This is a genomic window from Streptomyces sp. NPDC048516 (assembly GCF_043199875.1).
Taxonomy (GTDB): Bacteria; Actinomycetota; Actinomycetes; order Streptomycetales; family Streptomycetaceae; genus Streptomyces.
This window is the reverse complement of record NZ_JBICWS010000006.1, coordinates 162707-181509: the sequence shown is the minus strand read 5'-3', so window position 1 is coordinate 181509 and position 18803 is coordinate 162707. Positions and strand designations below refer to the sequence as shown.

Annotated in this window: 11 protein-coding genes and 1 pseudogene; 9 read left to right on the top strand and 3 right to left on the bottom strand. The window is 71.4% G+C overall.

Annotation, left to right across the window (positions count from 1 at the left end):
• Nucleotides 1-823 precede the first annotated feature (823 nt).
• From ACGFR7_RS14530 to ACGFR7_RS14515, 4 genes are all read left to right on the top strand, one after another.
• Entirely contained in the window at nt 824-3229 is a 2406-nt protein-coding gene (locus ACGFR7_RS14530; RefSeq protein ID WP_393317975.1) for a sodium-translocating pyrophosphatase, read from the top strand.
• Nucleotides 3230-3447: 218 nt separating this feature from the next.
• On the top strand, nt 3448-4032 hold the full coding sequence (locus tag ACGFR7_RS14525; RefSeq protein WP_393317972.1) for a small secreted protein: 585 nt from the start codon (nt 3448-3450) through the stop codon (nt 4030-4032).
• A 148-nt stretch (nt 4033-4180) separates the two neighbouring features.
• Nucleotides 4181-5728: a methyltransferase gene (locus ACGFR7_RS14520; protein ID WP_393317969.1), complete on the top strand. Its 1548-nt coding sequence runs from the start codon at nt 4181-4183 to the stop codon at nt 5726-5728.
• Between the two features lie 114 nt (nt 5729-5842).
• Nucleotides 5843-6046: a hypothetical protein gene (locus ACGFR7_RS14515; protein WP_393317966.1), complete on the top strand. Its 204-nt coding sequence runs from the start codon at nt 5843-5845 to the stop codon at nt 6044-6046.
• 11 nt (nt 6047-6057) lie between these two features.
• Here ACGFR7_RS14515 and ACGFR7_RS14510 read toward each other — a convergent pair.
• Nucleotides 6058-6156 (bottom strand): annotated as a pseudogene (locus ACGFR7_RS14510) (hypothetical protein); the annotation flags it as partial.
• A gap of 185 nt (nt 6157-6341) precedes the next feature.
• Here ACGFR7_RS14510 and ACGFR7_RS14505 point away from each other — a divergent pair.
• On the top strand, nt 6342-6746 hold the full coding sequence (locus tag ACGFR7_RS14505; RefSeq protein WP_393317963.1) for a hypothetical protein: 405 nt from the start codon (nt 6342-6344) through the stop codon (nt 6744-6746).
• 78 nt (nt 6747-6824) lie between these two features.
• Here the strand turns inward: ACGFR7_RS14505 and ACGFR7_RS14500 are convergent, their stop codons facing one another.
• Together ACGFR7_RS14500 and ACGFR7_RS14495 are read right to left on the bottom strand one after the other, a co-directional pair.
• On the bottom strand, nt 6825-7268 hold the full coding sequence (locus ACGFR7_RS14500; protein WP_393317960.1) for a DUF2752 domain-containing protein: 444 nt from the start codon (nt 7266-7268) through the stop codon (nt 6825-6827).
• Entirely contained in the window at nt 7265-8038 is a 774-nt protein-coding gene (locus ACGFR7_RS14495; protein ID WP_393317957.1) for a hypothetical protein, read from the bottom strand. The genes ACGFR7_RS14500 and ACGFR7_RS14495 overlap by 4 nt, the downstream gene beginning before the upstream one ends.
• Before the next feature lie 506 nt (nt 8039-8544).
• On the opposite strand from ACGFR7_RS14495, the gene topA reads away from it, so the two are divergent.
• From topA to ACGFR7_RS14475, 4 genes are all read left to right on the top strand, one after another.
• The gene (gene topA, locus ACGFR7_RS14490) at nt 8545-11400 is read left to right on the top strand and encodes a type I DNA topoisomerase (protein WP_393317954.1); all 2856 of its coding nucleotides are present in this window, start codon (nt 8545-8547) and stop codon (nt 11398-11400) included.
• 200 nt (nt 11401-11600) lie between these two features.
• Nucleotides 11601-15095: a dTMP kinase gene (gene tmk, locus ACGFR7_RS14485; protein ID WP_393317951.1), complete on the top strand. Its 3495-nt coding sequence runs from the start codon at nt 11601-11603 to the stop codon at nt 15093-15095.
• A gap of 283 nt (nt 15096-15378) precedes the next feature.
• On the top strand, nt 15379-16692 hold the full coding sequence (locus tag ACGFR7_RS14480; protein ID WP_393317948.1) for a DNA polymerase III subunit delta': 1314 nt from the start codon (nt 15379-15381) through the stop codon (nt 16690-16692).
• A 464-nt stretch (nt 16693-17156) separates the two neighbouring features.
• Nucleotides 17157-18740 carry an alpha/beta hydrolase gene (locus ACGFR7_RS14475; RefSeq protein WP_393317945.1) on the top strand — a complete coding sequence of 528 codons (1584 nt, stop codon included), beginning with the start codon at nt 17157-17159 and terminating at the stop codon, nt 18738-18740.
• The last annotated feature ends 63 nt before the right edge of the window (nt 18741-18803 follow it).

The window sequence follows — 18803 nt, the reverse complement described above, 5'->3', positions numbered from 1 at the left end:
GCTCTCCCTGGCGCCAGCGCCTTCTCCTTCGGCCCTCTGTGGCCGGTCGTGCGCCGACCGGCGTGCCTGAGCGGGCTCCGTCTCCCTCGTCCGGCATTCGGTCCCGCCGCATTTCTTGATCTTGTTCCTCGGCTTTCCCGCGTGGGCCTGACCGGATGGACCTGACGGGTCGGACCCGCGGCATCCGGCCGCCCCGGCCGCTCGCCCGGTTCCCCCTCCGGTTCCCCCTCCGGCTCGCCACGCCGGCTCGCCACGCCGGCTCGCCCCTCTGGCTCGCCACGCCGGTCCCCCTCTGGCTCGCCATGCCGGCTCGCCACGCCGGTTCCCCCTCCGGCCCCCTACAGCAGCAGCGCCTCGCTCCAGCCCGCCGGCCCGGCCCCTCGCCGTGACCTCTCGATCAAGCCTGATGCGTTGCGATCCGGACTCGATCTGACGCGGCCTCATCGGGCGCCAGGACGCGTCCCGCGCGCCGCGGGTCACCCGTTCGGCCGTAGCCGGGCGGATCAATTCTCACCGGGGTCACGCGGGTCTCCGTCGTCTCGGGTTCCGGGGTGGCGTCCGTGAGCAGCGACGATCAGTTTGCCGCCCATGGACGATCAATACGACAGAGAGATCATCAGGCGATGGTCAGTGAATTTGCTTCTTTCCTTCGTCCGGGCGAATTCCGTGTGGCGTCAGCCTTTTGATCTTCGCTGCTATCGGCGAATTCCCTTTGACGCGTACTGTTTTGATCAACCGTGGCTCCCTACAATCCGTCCACATCTTGCTCAGGACGCCTGAGCGTGCTTCCGCGCGCCCATGTGCCAAACGTCAAGGAGGACGAATGGCGGGGCCTTACACCCCTCAGTTGCTTGACACCCCCACTTTTCTGGCCGGGCCCTCGCTCACGGCGGGTAACCGCGGCATCGTGCTGGTGATCGCCGTGGTCGCCCTGGCGGCGCTGGCTGTCGCGGCGGTGCTGGTCCGCCAAGTGCTCGCGGCCGGTGAGGGAACCGACAGTATGAAGAAGATCGCGGCGGCCGTGCAGGAAGGCGCAAATGCCTACCTGGCACGGCAGTTGCGGACCCTCGGCGTATTTGCCGTCGTGGTGTTCTTCCTGCTCATGCTGCTGCCCGCGGACAATTGGACGCAACGCGCCGGACGCAGCGCCTTCTTCTTGATCGGCGCCGGATTCTCGGCGGCCACCGGCTATATCGGGATGTGGCTCGCCGTACGCAGCAACGTGCGCGTCGCCGCGGCCGCACGGGAAGCCACTCCGGCCGAGGGCGATACCAAGAAAAAGGATCTTACGGCGGTCTCCCACAAGGCGATGAAGATCGCGTTCCGCACCGGTGGCGTCGTCGGCATGTTCACCGTGGGGCTGGGCCTGCTCGGCGCGTCCTGCGTGGTGCTCGTGTACGCGGTCGACGCGCCCAAGGTGCTGGAGGGCTTCGGTCTCGGCGCCGCGCTGATCGCGATGTTCATGAGGGTCGGCGGCGGCATCTTCACCAAGGCCGCGGACGTCGGCGCCGACCTCGTCGGCAAGGTCGAGCAGGGCATCCCCGAGGACGACCCGCGCAACGCCGCGACCATCGCGGACAACGTGGGCGACAACGTCGGTGACTGCGCGGGTATGGCCGCCGACCTCTTCGAGTCGTACGCGGTGACCCTGGTCGCCGCCCTCATCCTGGGGATGGCCGCCTTCGGTGACGCCGGGCTGGCCTTCCCGCTGCTGGTCCCGGCCATCGGGGTGCTCACCGCGATGATCGGCATCTTCGTCGTCGCGCCCCGGCGCAGCGACCGCAGCGGTATGACGGCGATCAACCGCGGCTTCTTCATCTCCGCGGGCATCTCGCTGGTGCTGGTGGCCGTCGCGGTGTTCATCTACCTGCCGTCCAGCTACCAGGACCTGACCGGTGTCACCGACACCGAGGTGCTGGGCCGCAGCGGCGATCCGCGGATGCTGGCGCTGGTGGCCGTCGCCATCGGCATCGTGCTCGCGGGGCTGATCCAGCAGCTGACGGGCTACTTCACCGAGACCAGCCGGCGGCCCGTCCGGGACATCGGCAAGACCTCGCTGACCGGCCCGGCCACGGTCGTGCTCTCCGGCATCTCGATCGGCCTGGAGTCGGCGGTCTACTCGGCGGTGCTGATCGGCCTGGCCGTCTACGGGGCGTACCTGCTGGGCGGCGCCTCCATCATCCTGGCGCTGTTCGCGGTGGCGCTGGCCGGCACCGGTCTGCTGACCACCGTCGGCGTGATCGTGGCGATGGACACCTTCGGACCGGTCTCCGACAACGCGCAGGGCATCGCCGAGATGTCCGGCGATGTCACCGGTGACGGCGCGCAGGTGCTGACCGACCTGGACGCGGTCGGCAACACCACCAAGGCCATCACCAAGGGCATCGCCATCGCGACCGCCGTACTGGCCGCGGCCGCGCTCTTCGGCTCGTACCGGGACGCGATCGCCACCGCCGTACGGGACATCGGCAACGCCGCGAGCGGGATGGGGCTCAGCCTGGACATCTCGCAGCCCAACAACCTGGTCGGGCTGATCCTGGGCGCCTCGGTCGTCTTCCTGTTCTCCGGGCTGGCGATCAACGCGGTGTCGCGGTCGGCGGGAGCGGTGGTCTTCGAGGTGCGGCGGCAGTTCCGCGAGCGCCCCGGGATCATGGACTACACCGAGCAGCCCGAGTACGGGCGGGTCGTCGACATCTGCACCAAGGACGCGCTCCGTGAGCTGGCCACCCCCGGGCTGCTGGCCGTGCTCACCCCGATCGCGGTCGGCTTCTCGCTCGGCGTCGGCGCGCTCGGCTCGTTCCTGGCGGGTGCGATCGGCACCGGCACGCTGATGGCGGTCTTCCTCGCCAACTCCGGTGGCGCGTGGGACAACGCCAAGAAGCTCGTCGAGGACGGCCACCACGGCGGCAAGGGCAGTGAGGCACATGCCGCGACGGTCATCGGCGACACCGTGGGTGACCCGTTCAAGGACACCGCGGGCCCGGCGATCAACCCGCTGCTGAAGGTCATGAACCTGGTGGCGCTGCTGATCGCGCCCGCTGTGGTGAAGTTCTCATACGGCCAGGACAAGAGCGTCGGCGTTCGCCTCGTCGTCTCCGTACTGGCGATCGCTGTCATCGTCGGTGCGGTGTACATCTCCAAGCGGCGCGGAATCGCCGTGGGTGACGAAGACAACTCCGAAGACCCGGAAAGCATCGCCAAATCGGCCGAGACGGCGGTGGCGTCCTAGCCGGAAAGCACCTGCGGAAGGGCCCGCGGACCGCTCAACTGGGCGGGTGGACGGCGTGTTTCGCGAACGCCGGCCACCCGCCTTCCGCGTGCTCGGGTGGCCCTGCGGTCCTTGGTGCAAATGGCTGCAATGAGGGCAGGGCGGGATGCCCGACCGGTGGCCCAGGCCGTTTGGACGTGTATGTTCCGGGGCCGAGAGCCATGGAAGGGACCAATCCGGTGAACAAGAAGCTTGTGGCTGCACTGTCCGGCGGTGCGGCACTGGTGCTCGCGCTGACCGGCTGCAGCGACGACAGCAGCAAGAAGCTCAATGACTGGGCGAAGAGTTTCTGCGACCCCGCGCAGGCTCAGTTCAAGCAGATCCAGGACGCCAACGGCGCCATGCAGACGGCCGACAACGGCAGCACCGACTCCAAGAAGGTCCAGCAGACCGACTCGGCGGCCTTCCAGAAGATTTCCCAGGCCTACTCCTCGCTGGCCAAGTCCCTGGAGAAGGCCGGGCCGCCGCCCACCGATCAGGGCAAGCAGGCACAGCAGAACGCCGTCAAGGAGCTCAACTCGCTCTCCAAGGGCTATGCGGACCTTCAGAAGCAGGTCAACAAACTCGACACCTCGGACAAGCTGAAGTTCGCGGACGGTCTGCGCAACCTCTCCAGCGGTATCAACAAGCTGAACAAGCAGAGCGAGGCGGCCTTCAAGAACCTGGAGTCCGGCGAGGTCGGCACGGCGATGGCCGCCCAGAAGGGCTGCCAGAACCCGGCCGCGTCCGGCTCCCCGGCACCCACGGGATCCAAGAAGTCCTAGGGGACGCCTTCCCCTCCGGTCCAGCGCCGGACACGAGCGGGGAAGCCCGCGGGGCAACGTGCACGGCAACGGTTCCGTACGGCCCGGCGACGCGCCCGAGAAGGGTGTGGCGCCGGGCCGTCGCCGATTGTCAGTGGCAGGGCCGACAATGGTGGGTGTGAGTACGCACCTCCCCACCGCCGATGCCCAGGACCCCGAGAGCAACGCCCGCACCGCCCGGCTGCGCGAGGCGTTGCTGGCCGCCGCCTTCACCGCCGACGGGCTGCTGGAGCTGCTCGGCGCGCCGGCCTATGCCGCGCTGGCGCGCAGCGAGACCGTCCCCGCCCTGCGGGCGACGCGCGGTGACAGTCCGTTGGAGACCCTGGTGCGGCTGTTCCTGCTGCAGCGTCCGGTGGAGCTGCGGCGGGCGCAGGCCGCGCTGCCGGTCGCGGACTGCCTCGCCGACGGCTGGCTGGTGCAGGACGGCGACGAGCTGCGCGCCAGTGTGGACGTGCGCCCCTATGGCGGCCCCGAGGGGCAGGACTGGTGGATCGTCTCCGACCTGGGCTGTGCGGTCGGTGGCGCCGGCGGCATCCGGGGCGCCGGGGAAGTGGACCGCTCGCAGCTGGTGCTCGGTGTCGGCGGTGCCTCCACGACCCTCGCGGGGATCACGGTGCGCAGGCCGGTCGCCAAGGCCCTCGATCTCGGTACGGGCTCCGGCATCCAGGCGCTGCACGCCGCTCAGCACGCCACCCGTGTCACGGGCACCGACCTCAACCCCCGGGCGCTGCGGATCGCCGCGCTGACCCTGGCGCTCTCCGGGGCGCGGCCGGCGGATCTGCGGGAGGGCTCGCTGTTCGAACCCGTGGGCGACGAGACGTACGACCTGATCGTGTCCAACCCGCCGTTCGTGATCTCGCCGGGCGCCCGGCTCACCTACCGTGACGGCGGCATGGGCGGCGACGACCTGTGCCGGACGCTCGTCCAGCAGTCCGCCGCGTACCTCAACGACGGCGGGTACTGCCAGCTGCTGGCCAATTGGCAGCAGGCGGCGGGCGAGGAGTGGCACGACCGGCTGCGCTCCTGGGTGCCGCCCGGCTGCGACGCCTGGATCGTCCAGCGCGAGGTGCAGGACATCACCCAGTACGCCGAACTGTGGCTGCGTGACGCGGGCGACCACCGCGCCGGGGACGAGGCGTACGCCGCGCGGTACGACGCCTGGCTCGACGAGTTCGAGGCACGCAAGACCAAGGCCATCGGCTTCGGCTGGATCACGCTGCGCAAGTCCGGGTCGGCTTCTCCGTCCATCACGGTCGAGGAATGGCCGCATCCGGTGGAACAGCCGCTGGGGGAGTCGGTCGTACGGCACTTCGACCGCCAGGACTATCTGCGGGCCACGGACGATGCGGCGCTGCTCGCCGGCCACTTCCGGCTCGCCGACGAGGTGGTGCAGGAGCAGGTCGGGCTGCCCGGGGCGGAGGACCCCGAGCATGTGGTGCTGCGTCAGAGCCGCGGTATGCGGCGGGCGACGAAGGTGGACACGGTCGGCGCGGGCTTCGCCGGGGTGTGTGACGGCTCGCTCCCGGCCGGGCGGATCCTGGACGCCATTGCCCAACTCGTCGGCGAAGATCCGGTTCTGCTGCGGGACCGTACGCCGGCCTCGATCCGGATGCTGGTCGAGCAGGGGTTCCTGGATCCGGTGGCCGCGGGCGGCTGACAGGGGAGGGGAAGGAGAAGGGGCAGGGGCCTGGGCCGGGGAAGGTCAGGACGCGGCGGATGTCGTTCATCCGGCGTTCGCCGGAATGCCGCCCTGAGGTGCCAAGCTGCCCGCATGGAGAGTGGACCCGAGGCATTCGCCGGGGCGGCGTTCGCGCTGTTCGGCGCCGGACTGCTGGTGTGGACGGGTGTCTGCCTACGGACCGGTGCGCCGGTCGCCGATGGCGTCAGTCGTCCGGTCGCCACCGTGACGGCGCTGCTGTCCGGGGTGGTGTTCCTGGCCACGGGCTGTTGGCTGCTGGCAGCGTTGTCGCCGTGAGCGGCGAGTGGCGAGACACCTGCCGTGAGCCGTGAGACACCTGCCGTGAGCTGTGAGATACCTGCCGTGAGCCGTGAGACACCTGCCGTGAGCTGTGAGATACCTGCCGTGAGCTGTGAAGACGGCGAGTCCGCTCCAACTTCCCTTGCGTGGCGCTACGTTCACTTCACGCCAGTTCTGTGACAGATGGCCGATGTGCGCTGGTACGCGGGAACTTTTCCGGGCCGTTGGCCATGTTCCTCAGTGAAGGTCGGCAACGACCGGCAGGCTCACGACCCTTCAGTGAGGAACCCAAATGAACCGTGCATTCCGCTACGCCGCCGTCGGCACCATCGCCGTCTCCCTGCTCGCCGGTGGCTCGGCCGCGGCCTTCGCCGCGCCGCAGGACCTTCACTCGCCCCAGCCCGTCGTGGCCACCGCCCCGGCCGCCGCGGCACTGACCGCCAAGGCCAGCGTGTCCACCGTCAACGCCTGGCAGGAGTTCCGGATCTCCGGTACCGCCAAGGGCATCAAGGCCGGCACCAAGGTCACCGTCCAGCAGAAGCAGGGCACGAAGTGGGTCTCGCTGCCCGCACAGACGCCGGTGAACGCCAGCGGCACGTACTCGGTACGGGTCAAGCTCGGCATCAAGGGCGTCAACCAGCTCCGTATGGGAGCCGGCAGCACCGTCTCCCCGGTGGTCAAGGTCACTGTCCGCTGACGCCGGACGGTCCGCCGGCGTGACGCCGGACGGTCCGGACCGCGCCCGGATCATCGGTGACGTCCCCGGGCGAAACCCCTAACCGACAAGGTTGCGGGCGACCATCCACACCGCGGCAATGCCGAGCACCACGGCGTTGCCGCGGGCCGGGAGGCGTGGCCGGTACACCCGACCGCCGATTCCGGCGACCAGCCAGCGCCCGGCGGCGTACGCCACGGCGGGGCCGGCCAGCGTGAGCAGCACGGCGTTGTCATGGAAGGCCCTCACGACATCGCCGTGCATCAGGTCGTACGCCATCCGCGTCCCGCCGCACAGCGGGCACAGCAGCCCGGTGGCCCATTTGAACGGGCAGGGGAGCAGCAGCTGCCCCGGTTGGTGCGGATCGGTGTGCCAGAGATAGACGGCGGCCGCCGCCCCGGCGCCGAGGGCGATCGACGCCTGGCGGACGGTACGCGCCCGGACCGACTTCCCGCTGCCGGGGCCCGGGGGCTCGGCAGGGCCCCACGACGTGCCGGGGCTCACACGCTCAGCGACCTGGCGTAGTTGACCTGGTTGAGGACGAACATCACCTGCTCGCGGGACTGCACCGGGATCATCGTGGAGTGGTGCCGGCCTCCGCTGTTCACCGTGACCTGCACGAACCCGGTGGTCACCCGCTCCTTCATCAGCAAGAAGAGCAGGCCGAGCAGGCAGAAGAAGAAGAAAACGACGGCGAGCACGACCGCGTGCGTCGGCATCTTCTCCTCCGTGCGCGACATATCCGTCGCCGTCCACACCGCGCCCCTGAGCGGCATCGGCCCGGCCGGCGTCATGATCGTGTCGCCGGTCACCGCGATATCGCCGAGCGACAGCACCATCCCGCCGGGCTGGGCCCCGGCCTGGAACCCCCCGGGGCCGGACGGGAACCCCCCGGGGCCGGCCTGGAACCCCCCGGGGCCGGATGGGAACCCGTCCGGCCCGGACGGGAACCCGCCGGGCGCCGGCTGCGGCGGAGTGCCCGGCGGGAATCCGGGTGCGGGCGGCGCCGGGGCGTCGTTCGGGTAGCCGTATCCGGGCTGGGCCTGGGGCTGGGCCTGGGGCTGTGGCGGCTGCGGGGCGGCCTGCGGATATCCGTATCCGGGCTCCCCGGGGCGGCCGCCCTGCGGGTTGCCGTAACCGGCGTCGGCGGGCTCAGGGCCGTCCGGCTTGGCGTAAGGGTTCTGACCGGGCTGACCGGGCTGACCGGGCCGGCCGGATTGACCGGATTGACCGGGCGGCTGGTCCGGCGGCGGCCCGGGGTACTGGTTCGCCATGGGTGAGGTCCCCCCGAGAGTGCGTGATGACGGCAGTACTCGACTCGAACGGCGAGCCGTGCCGTTTCCATCCTGCCAGCCCGCTTACGTGCTGTATCAAGGCAATGACGGCAACCGGCGCCGCCCTGTGACAGTCGTCGGTCCGCGGACGGTGCTGCGTGCGCCTGCGGGCCGGTGGCGGATCGCCGGGATCCCGTCACTGTGTGACATCACCGAGGGTGCCGTAACTGCGCCGCGCGGGGAACGTCCGAGGTGGGCGCCGGGGAACCGTACGGCGCCGCCGTGATCCACAAGGGGCGCCCCGGGCCCGTGGCGAGCGCCTGACGCGGTCCGGGCGGCATGAAGGCATGTAGTCGGGTTACCGTTCGAGTGGCGTTGCGGGGTTTTTCCGTTTGACACGGGGCCGGGAGGTACCGTCACACTCCGCAGCGTCAAGCGTCACCGCATTGCGTCCCCGGCGTCCGGCCGGGGGGCATTTCCAGCGTCGACCGGAGAGAAGAGCGAAGTTGTCCCCGACCAGCGAGACCACAGACGGCGGCGGCCGCCGACTCGTCATCGTCGAGTCGCCTGCCAAGGCGAAGACGATCAAGGGCTACCTCGGCCCTGGCTACGTGGTCGAGGCGAGCGTCGGACACATCCGCGACCTGCCCAACGGCGCCGCAGAGGTCCCGGCGAAGTACAAGGGCGAGCCCTGGGCCCGCCTCGGCGTGAACGTCGACGCCGACTTCCAGCCGATCTACGTCGTCAACAGTGACAAGAAGGACCAGGTCAAGAAGCTCAAGGAGCTGCTGGCCGAGTCCGACGAGCTCTACCTCGCCACAGATGAGGACCGCGAGGGCGAGGCCATCGCCTGGCACCTCCAGGAGATCCTCAAGCCCAAGGTCCCCGTCCACCGGATGGTCTTCCACGAGATCACCAAGGACGCGATCCGCGAGGCCGTCGCCAACCCGCGCGACCTGAACCAGAAGCTGGTCGACGCCCAGGAGACCCGCCGGATCCTCGACCGCCTCTACGGCTACGAGGTCTCGCCGGTCCTGTGGAAGAAGGTCATGCCCCGGCTGTCGGCCGGCCGGGTGCAGTCCGTCGCGACCCGGCTCGTCGTCGAGCGGGAGCGCGAGCGCATCGCCTTCCGTTCCGCCGAGTACTGGGACCTGACCGGCACCTTCTCCACCGGCCGGGCCGGCGACGCCGGCGACCCGTCGGTGCTGACCGCCCGGCTGAACACCGTCGACGGCCGCCGCATTGCCCAGGGCCGTGACTTCGGTCCCAACGGGCAGCTCAAGAACGACGTCCTCCACCTGGACGAGGCGAACGCCCGCGCGCTCGCCACCGCCCTGGAGAACACCGACTTCGCGGTGCGCTCGGTCGAGTCCAAGCCCTACCGCCGCTCGCCGTACGCCCCGTTCCGGACGACCACCCTCCAGCAGGAGGCCAGCCGCAAGCTCGGCTTCGGCGCCAAGGCGACGATGCAGGTCGCGCAGAAGCTGTACGAGAACGGCTTCATCACCTATATGCGTACGGACTCCACCACGCTCTCGGACACCGCGGTCGCCGCGGCCCGGGCGCAGGTGACGCACCTGTACGGCGCGAACTACCTGCCGGACAAGCCGCGCACCTACGCCGGCAAGGTCAAGAACGCCCAGGAGGCGCACGAGGCGATCCGCCCCTCCGGCGACCGCTTCCGCACCCCGGCCGAGACCGGTCTGACCGGCGACCAGTTCAAGCTCTACGAGCTGATCTGGAAGCGGACCGTCGCCTCCCAGATGAAGGACGCGACCGGTAACTCCGTCACCGTCAAGATCGGTGGCCGGGCCGCCGACGGCCGGGACGCCGAGTTCAGCGCGTCCGGCAAGACCATCACCTTCCACGGCTTCCTCAAGGCCTACGTGGAAGGCGCCGACGACCCCAACGCCGAGCTCGACGACCGCGAGCGCCGGCTGCCGCAGGTCGCCGAGGGCGATGCGCTGGCCGCGCAGGAGATCACCGCCGACGGGCACGCCACCAAGCCGCCCGCCCGCTACACCGAGGCCACGCTGGTCAAGGAGTTGGAAGAGCGCGAGATCGGCCGCCCGTCGACGTACGCCTCGATCATCGGCACCATCCTCGACCGCGGCTATGTCTTCAAGAAGGGCACCGCGCTCGTCCCGTCCTTCCTCTCCTTCGCGGTGGTCAACCTCCTGGAGAAGCACTTCGGCCGGCTGGTCGACTACAGCTTCACCGCCAAGATGGAGGACGACCTCGACCGCATCGCCCGCGGTGAGGCGCAGTCCGTGCCCTGGCTGCGGCGCTTCTACTTCGGCGAGGGCGATGCCGAGGGAGCCGCCTCGGAGGCCGGAAACGGCGACGGCGACCACCTCGGCGGCCTGAAGGAGCTGGTCGAGGACCTGGGCGCCATCGACGCCCGGGAGATCTCGTCCTTCCCCGTCAGCGACGACATCAAGCTGCGGGTCGGCCGCTACGGCCCGTACGTCGAGCGCGGGGAGAAGGAAGCCGAGGGCCATCAGCGCGCCGATGTCCCCGACGACCTGGCACCCGACGAGCTGACCGTGGAGTACGCGGAGGAACTGCTCGCCAAGCCGAGCGGTGACTTCGAGCTGGGCATGGACCCGGAGTCCGGCCGCCAGATCGTCGCCAAGGACGGCCGCTACGGCCCGTACGTCACCGAGATCCTGCCCGAGGGGACCCCGAAGACCGGCAAGAACGCGGTCAAGCCGCGCACCGCCTCGCTCTTCAAGTCGATGTCCCTGGACACCGTGACCCTGGCGGACGCGCTCAAGCTGATGTCGCTGCCGCGCGTCGTCGGCAAGGACCCCGAGGGCGTGGAGATCACCGCGCAGAACGGCCGCTACGGCCCGTATCTGAAGAAGGGCACCGACTCGCGCTCCCTGGAGACCGAGGACCAGCTCTTCACGATCACCGTCGACGAGGCGCTGGCGATCTACGCACAGCCCAAGCAGCGCGGGCGGGCCGCCGCCAAGCCGCCGCTGAAGGAGCTGGGCACGGACCCGGTGAGCGGCAAGCCGGTGGTGGTCAAGGACGGCCGCTTCGGTGCGTATGTCACCGACGGCGAGACCAACGCGACGCTGCGGCGGGACGACGACGTCGAGACGGTCACCGCCGAGCGGGGCTACGAACTGCTGGCGGAGAAGCGCGCCAAGGGGCCGGCGAAGAAGACCGCGAAGAAGGCGGCCAAGAAGGCGCCGGCCAAGAAGACGGCCGCGAAGAAGACGGCCGCCAAGAAGACCGCGGCGAAGACCACCGCGGCGAAGACCACCGCGGCGAAGAAGACGACCGCCAAGAAGGCCACCGCCAAGACGGCGGCGGCGAAGAAGACGGCGGCGGCGCCGGCGGCGGAGGACTGAGGCCTGCGCCGACCCCGGCCGCGCCGGTAATGCGGAGGACCGAGGACCGCGCCGGTTCCGGCACGGTCACGTCGGTTCCGGCACGGCCGCGCCGGTAAAAGCGCAGGACATGGGCGGGCACAACGGATGCGTTCCGTTGTGCCCGCCCATTTGTTCGGGTGGGCGCTCGACGGCGTGCCCCGTCCCGCTAGGCTGGCGGGATGACGCGTGCCGAGCAGCCAACGGTCGTGACCCCCACATCAGGCGCCCTAGCGGCGGATTCCCGCGAGCGCGCCGTGCGAGCCCTGCTCCGCTTCCCCCCACTGAAGCGATTGTGGAGCGCCCAGTTTGTCGGGGGCATCGGCGATGCCCTGTCCATGCTTGTCCTCGTACTCCTCGCCCTGCAGGCGGCGTTGTACGTCCCGTTGGGCGGCGAGCCCGTCTTCGGCGGCGGCTATCGGGGGGCAGCCCTGGCGGTCACCGTGGTCTTCGCGGCCCGGATGCTGGCGATGCTGCTCTTCGGAGCCGTCCTGCTGGGCCCGCTGTCCGCGATGACGTCCCCCGCCGCCGCGCGCGCGGGGGGAGCCCCATCCGGCGGGCCGCTGGACCGGCGCTGGACGATGATCGGTGCGGATGTGCTGCGGCTCGCGCTGCTGGTCATCGCCCCCCTCTGGATCGACTGGACGCCGGACGACGCGCTGGCCTGGCTGCTGGTCACGGTCTTCGTGACCGGTGTCGCCGAACGCTTCTGGACCGTCGCCCGGGAGAGCGCCGCACCGGGGCTGCTGCCCGCCCCGCCCCCTGAGGGCGCCGCCGTGCGGCCCCTCCCCGACAACATGGACGCCCTGCGCCGCCTCTCGCTGCGCACCGGCTTCGTCTCGCTGCCGATCGCGGCCGCCGCCCTGGTGGTCGTCACGCTCATCAGCAAGCTGCTGGGCACCGGCATCGACTGGTTCCACCTGCACCAGGCCGCGCTCGGCTCGTATGTCGCCGCCGGTCTGTTCGCCGCCTCCGTATCGATCCTCTACTTCATCGAGCTCCCCGGAGTGCCGACGCCGCGGCCGCGCTCCCCCCTGGAGGGGCTGCGCCGTCCGAAGGCCGCGAGCGCGAAGACCGGAGCGGCGACGGGTACGAAGACCGGAGCGGCGACGGGTACGAAGGCCGGAGCGACAGGCCCGGGCGACACGCCGGAGAACGGCACGGCCCGGGCGAGCGCCGACAAGGGCCGTACGGGCGCGCTCCCGCTGCTGGTGGCGTCCTGCGCCGCGGTGGCCGGGGCGATCGCCGCGGCCGTCTCGCTCGCCGTCCTGCACGGCTACGACCTGGCCGGCGGTCCGGCCACCTTCGCGCTGCTGGTGCTCGCGCTGACCGGCGGTACGGCCGTCGGCATCCGTGGCGCCCACCGGGTGCTGCCCGCCCTCTCCCGGCGCCGGCTGCTCGCCCTCGCGGTGGCCGCCACCGGCCTGGGACTTCTGGCCATGGGGCTGATCCCGGACCCGACGACGGTGCTGGTGCTCGCGCTGCTGTCCGGCGGCAGCGCCGGTATCGCCGCCAATACGGGCCATGTGCTGCTGGAGCAGGAGACCGAGGAATCCCGCAGTGCCCGCACGACCGAGCATCTGCACGCCGTCGTACGGCTGACGGTCGCGCTGGCCGCCGTCCTCGCGCCGCTGCTCGCGGCGATCATCGGCCCGCACCACCTCGGCAGCGGCACCTTCAACTTCGCCTACGGCGGCGCCGCCTACACCCTGATGCTGACGGGCGCACTGCTGCTGCCGGTCGCGGCCCTGGTGCTGGGCAAGGTCGACGACCGGCAGGGCGTACCGCTGCGGCGTGATCTGCGCGAGGCGCTGCGCGGCGGCGACCCGGCCCAGGCGCCCGCCCCCACCGGCTTCTTCCTCGCCCTGGAAGGCGGCGACGGGGCCGGCAAGTCCACCCAGGTCGAGGCGCTTGCGGAGTGGATCCGCAACAAGGGCCACGAGGTCGTGGTGACCCGTGAGCCGGGCGCCACCGCCATCGGCAAGCGACTGCGCTCGATCATTCTCGACGTCTCGACCTCCGGGCTCTCGGACCGTGCGGAGGCGCTGATGTTCGCCGCCGACCGGGCCGAGCACGTCGACAGCGTCATCCGCCCCGCCCTGGAGCGCGGCGCGATCGTCATCACCGACCGGTACATCGACTCCTCGGTCGCCTACCAGGGCGCCGGACGCAACCTCGCGCCCACGGAGATCGCCCGGATCTCGCGCTGGGCCACCGACGGCCTCGTCCCTCACCTGACGGTCCTGCTCGACGTCTCACCGGAGACCGCACGGGAACGCTTCACCGAGGCACCGGACCGGCTGGAGTCCGAGCCCGCCGAATTCCACCAGCGGGTGCGGGCCGGCTTCCTGACACTGGCCGCCGCCGACCCCGCGCGTTATCTGGTCGTTGACGCCGGGCAGGAGCCCGAAGCCGTCACCACCGTCGTACGGCACCGCCTCGACCAAGTGCTCCCGCTGTCCGAGGCCGAGATCACGGCGCAGGCCGAGGCCCGTAAGGCAGCCGAGGAAGAGGCCCGCCGCAAGGCCGAGGAAGAGGCCGCGCGCAAGGCGGAGGAGGAGCGCCTGGAGCGCGAGCGCCAGGAGCAGCTGGCCAAGCTGCGCGCCGAGGAAGAGGAGCGCAAGCGCCGCGAGGCCGAGGAGGCCAGGGCGCGCGAGGAGGCCCGCCAGGCCGAGGAGGCCCGCAAGCGCGCCGAGGAGGCGCGCCAGGCCGCGGAGACGGAGCGGCAGCGGCGCGAGGCCGAGGAGCGCGCCCGCGAAGCCGAGCAGGAGCGGCTGCGCAAGCAGCACGAGGAAGAGGCGCGGCTGCGCAAGGAGGCCGAGGAGCGCCGCTTGGAGAAGCAGCGCAAGGCCGAAGACGCCCTGCTGCGCGCCGAAAAGGCCCGGATCGCGGCTGCCGAGGCGGCGGCCGCGGCGGAGGCCAGGGCGGCGGCCGAGGAGGCCGAGGCAGCCGAGGCGCCCACCGCGGAGACGTACGTCGCGGATCTGCGGAAGCGGCTGGGGCAGGACGCGGCCGATGACTCCGGTTCGTCGGGTTCCGGCTCGTCCGGTTCCGGACCGGAGGCTTCTGGACCGGGTGCTTCCGGCTCGGACGCTGAGCGGACCGAGGAGTCGCTGCCGCGGCCCGGGACGCAGCAGGGCGGTGCGGCGGACGAGACGGCGGTGCTGCCGTCGGTGCGTGACACGCATGACGCCTGGAGCGGCCGTGGCGCCGGTTCGGACGTGGAGGAGACCGCCGTGCTGCCGCCCGTACGGGGCGAAGCCGCGCGCGGCGAGGACGGCCGGGGCGACGCCCCTGCCGACCGCGTCCCGCCGTGGATGTTCCGCAAGGAGACGCCGCCCCACGGCGCGAACGGCGGGAGTGGCGTGAACGGCGGGAGTGGCGTGAACGGCGGAAGTGGCGTGAACGGCGGGCAGGGCGCGGCCTCGGGGCACCCCTCCGCCCCCGCCGAGTCGCGCGTCGAGCGCACCCGCGAACTCCCGCAGATCGACCCGGCGACCGGCCGCCCCGTGGAGCCCCCGCAACGCAGCCGCCCCCGCCCCGAATGGGCGGAGGAGACCCCGCTGGACGACCTGCCGACGCTCGCCGACGAACTGCTCGGCCCGCGCGGTGACGACGAGGCGGACGACGGTGCGGACGACAACGGCCGCCGCGGCGGCCGGGGGCGGCGCGGCTAGCCGCCTCGTGTAGCCCGGACAGAGCCCGGAGGAACCGGCCGGGGCGGCAGCGCAACAGCTGCGGCCCCGGCCGGTTCCTGGTTCCGGACGGTCCCCTTCGTCCCTCTTCGCTTTCCTCCCCCTTCGCTCCCCCTTCGGCCGAGCGGCCCCGCCTTCCGGATTCGTTTGTCAGTGGGTTGCACCACAATGGGTCAGGCGTGGAGCGATGCGCGGTGCGCGGCCGGGCAGACACCCACCTCGCACGGCACGAGCAGGACGGCACGGACAGGAACGGCGGACAGCGATGGCGGTATGGGACGACGTGGTCGGCCAGGACCGGGTGACGGCGCAGCTGGCCGCGGCCGCGCGCGATGCGGACGCCTTCATCACCGCGGAGCATGCGGGAGCGGGGGCGGGAGCGGGGACGGGAGCGGGGACGGAGGCCGGACCCGCTGATCAGCCGCAGCCGCAGCCGCAGCCGGCGCCGGGGCTGGGGTCGGTGTCATCCGCCGACCGCGGCAGTGCCTCCCAGATGACCCACGCCTGGCTGTTCACGGGCCCGCCCGGCTCCGGCCGCTCCACCGCGGCCCGCGCCTTCGCCGCCGCCCTGCAGTGCGTCAGCCCGGACCGCGCCCTCGGGGGCGCCCCCGGCTGCGGGTTCTGCGACGGCTGCCACACCTCTTTGGTCGGCACGCACGCCGACGTCGAGATCGTCCGAACCGACCTGCTCTCCATCGGCGTCAAGGAGACCCGCGACCTGGTCCGCCGGTCCTCCCTCTCCCCGGCCGGCGGCCGCTGGCAGGTGATCGTCCTGGAGGACGCCGACCGCCTCACCGAAGGTGCCGGCAATGTCCTGCTCAAGGCCGTCGAGGAGCCCGCGCCCCGTACGGTCTGGCTGCTGTGCGCCCCCTCCGTGGAGGACGTCCTCCCCACCATCCGTTCGCGCTGCCGCCATCTCTCCCTGCGGACCCCGCCGGTCAGCGCGGTCGCCGACGTCCTCGTCCGGCGGGACGGCATCGAGCCGGAGGCCGCCGCCCGGGCCGCCCGCGCCACCCAGGGCCACATCGGCCGGGCCCGCCGCCTCGCCACCGACGAGCGCGCCCGGGCCCGCCGGACGGCCGTACTCAAACTCCCCCTCCGCGTCGACGACATCGGCGGCTGCCTCAAGGCCGCCCAGGAGCTGATCGACGCCGCGGGGGAGGACGCCAAGCAGGTCGCCGAGGACGTCGACACCAAGGAGACCGAGGAGCTGCGCGCCGCGCTCGGGGCCGCCGCCGGCACCGGCGGACGCCTGCCGCGCGGCACGGCCGGGGCCATGAAGGAGCTCCAGGACAAGCAGAAGCGCCGCTCGACCCGTACCCAGCGCGACAGCCTCGACCTGGCCCTGGTCGACCTCACCGGCTTCTACCGTGATGTCCTCGCCCTCCAGATGGGCGCCTCGGTACCCCTCGCCAACGACGAGGTGCGCGACAGCATCCACCGCATCGCGACCGCCTCGTCCCCCGAACGAACCCTCCGCCGCATAGAAGCGGTGATCGCCTGCCGCGAGGCACTGGACCGCAACGTGGCTCCCCTCCTCGCGGTCGAAGCAATGACGGCAGCCCTCCGCGCCGGCTGACCACCACCCACCACCCACCGCAGCCCACACGCCCCCGCCGCTCACCCGGCCCGCCCTTCAAGGAGACGCACACACAACGTCCCCGGCCGGATACTCTCCGTCCGAACTCACCAGCGCTCTCCCGCCCCGACATCCGTGACACGACCACGACCAGGACCACGACCACGGCCACGGCCATCACCACCACCACCAGCGCCACCCCAGCCCCGTCCCCGGCGCCGACCCTCTGACGCCCCGCACTCCACCTCCGGCACTCCACCCCCCCCGCATTCCACCCTCCAGGGACTCCCAGGAACCCCCAGGAACCTCCGAAACCCCCAGGAACCCCCAGTAACTCCCAGGGATCTCCAGGGGCCTGCGGGAGCTCCAGGGCCCGGCCCCACACTCACCACACTCCACCGCTCAAGGACCGCACCGCACTTACCCCACTCCATACCTCAGGGACCGAGACCAAGGGACCGTCCATGGCCACCAGCCGACTGCTCCGCACCTCCGCCGCCTTCCTCGCGGCCACCGCTCTGCTGATCTCCGGCTGCTCCTCGGGGAGTTCTTCCCCCGACGAGGCGTCCCCGGGCCGCACCACGGAGGCCGGGGCCCAGCGCCCCGCCGACGAACCGACCCTCGCGCCCCTCCCGGCCTCGACCCCGGCAAGCCTCCGCTCGTACTACGACCAGAAGCTGAGCTGGCATTCCTGTGCGAGCGGCGGCTTCGAATGCGCCACGATGAAGGCACCCCTGGACTACTCCCACCCCGGCGCCGGCGACATCAAGCTTGCGGTCGCCCGCAAGAAGGCCACCGGCTCCGGCCACCGGCTCGGCTCCCTCATGGTCAATCCGGGCGGCCCCGGCGGCGCGGCGATCGAATACCTGGAGCGGTACGCGCCCCAGCCCGCCGCGGTCCGTGCGCGCTACGACATGGTGGCGATGGACCCGCGCGGCGTGGCCCACAGCCAGCCGGTCGAGTGCCTCAGCAACAAACAGATGGACCGCTACACCCAGGTGGACCAGACCCCGGACTCACCGGCCGAGGTCAACAAGCTCGCCACCGCCTTCCGCGACTTCGCCAAGGGCTGCGCATCCCGCTCCGGCAAGCTGCTCTCGCACATCTCCACCGTCGAGGCCGCCCGCGACATGGACGTGCTGCGCGCCGTCCTGGGCGACAAGAAGCTCAACTACGTCGGTGCTTCCTACGGCACCTTCCTCGGCGCGACCTACGCCGGCCTCTACCCCTCCCGCGTCGGCCGCATGGTCCTCGACGGCGCGATGAACCCGGAGCTCGACGCCCGCGCCACCAATGTCCAGCAGACCGCCGGCTTCAACACTGCCGTCACGGCGTTCGGCGCGGACTGCATCAAGCACAAGGACTGCCCCCTCGGCACCAAGAGCACCGAGGACGCAGCCAAGCAGCTCTCCGCCCTCTTCAAAAAGCTGGACGCCCACCCGGCAGCCACGGGCGAGGACCGGAAGCTCACCGAATCCCTCGCCACCACCGGCGTCATCGCCGCCATGTACGACCAGCGCGCCTGGCCCCTCCTGCGCGAATACCTCGCCCAGGCCAAGGCCGGCAACGGCCGGGGGCTGCTCGCCTTCTCCGACAGCTACTACGAGCGCAAGCCGAACGGCTCCTACAGCAACCAGATGTACGCCAATCCCGCCGTCAACTGCCTAGACCTCGCGCCCGCCTTCACCGGCCCCGCCCAGGTCCGCGCCGCCCTGCCCAGCTTCCACAAGGCCTCCCCGGTCTTCGGCGACGCCTTCGCCTGGGCTGCCCTGAACTGCTCATACTGGCCGGTCAAGCCCACCGGCACCGCCCACCGCATCGAGGCCAAGGGTGCCGCCCCCATCCTCGTCGTCGGCACCACCCGCGACCCGGCCACCCCCTACAGCTGGGCCCAGGCCCTCGCCTCCCAGCTCTCCAGCGCCACCCTCCTCACCTACGAGGGCGACGGCCACACCGCCTACGGCCGCGGCAGCAAGTGCATCGACTCCACGATCGACGCCTACCTCCTCGACGGCACCGTCCCCCCGAAGAACAAACACTGCAAGTGACCCGCCTCACACCACCGCGCCCGTTCCCCGCCCACCCCTGACCAGCTCCTAAACCGGTTACAG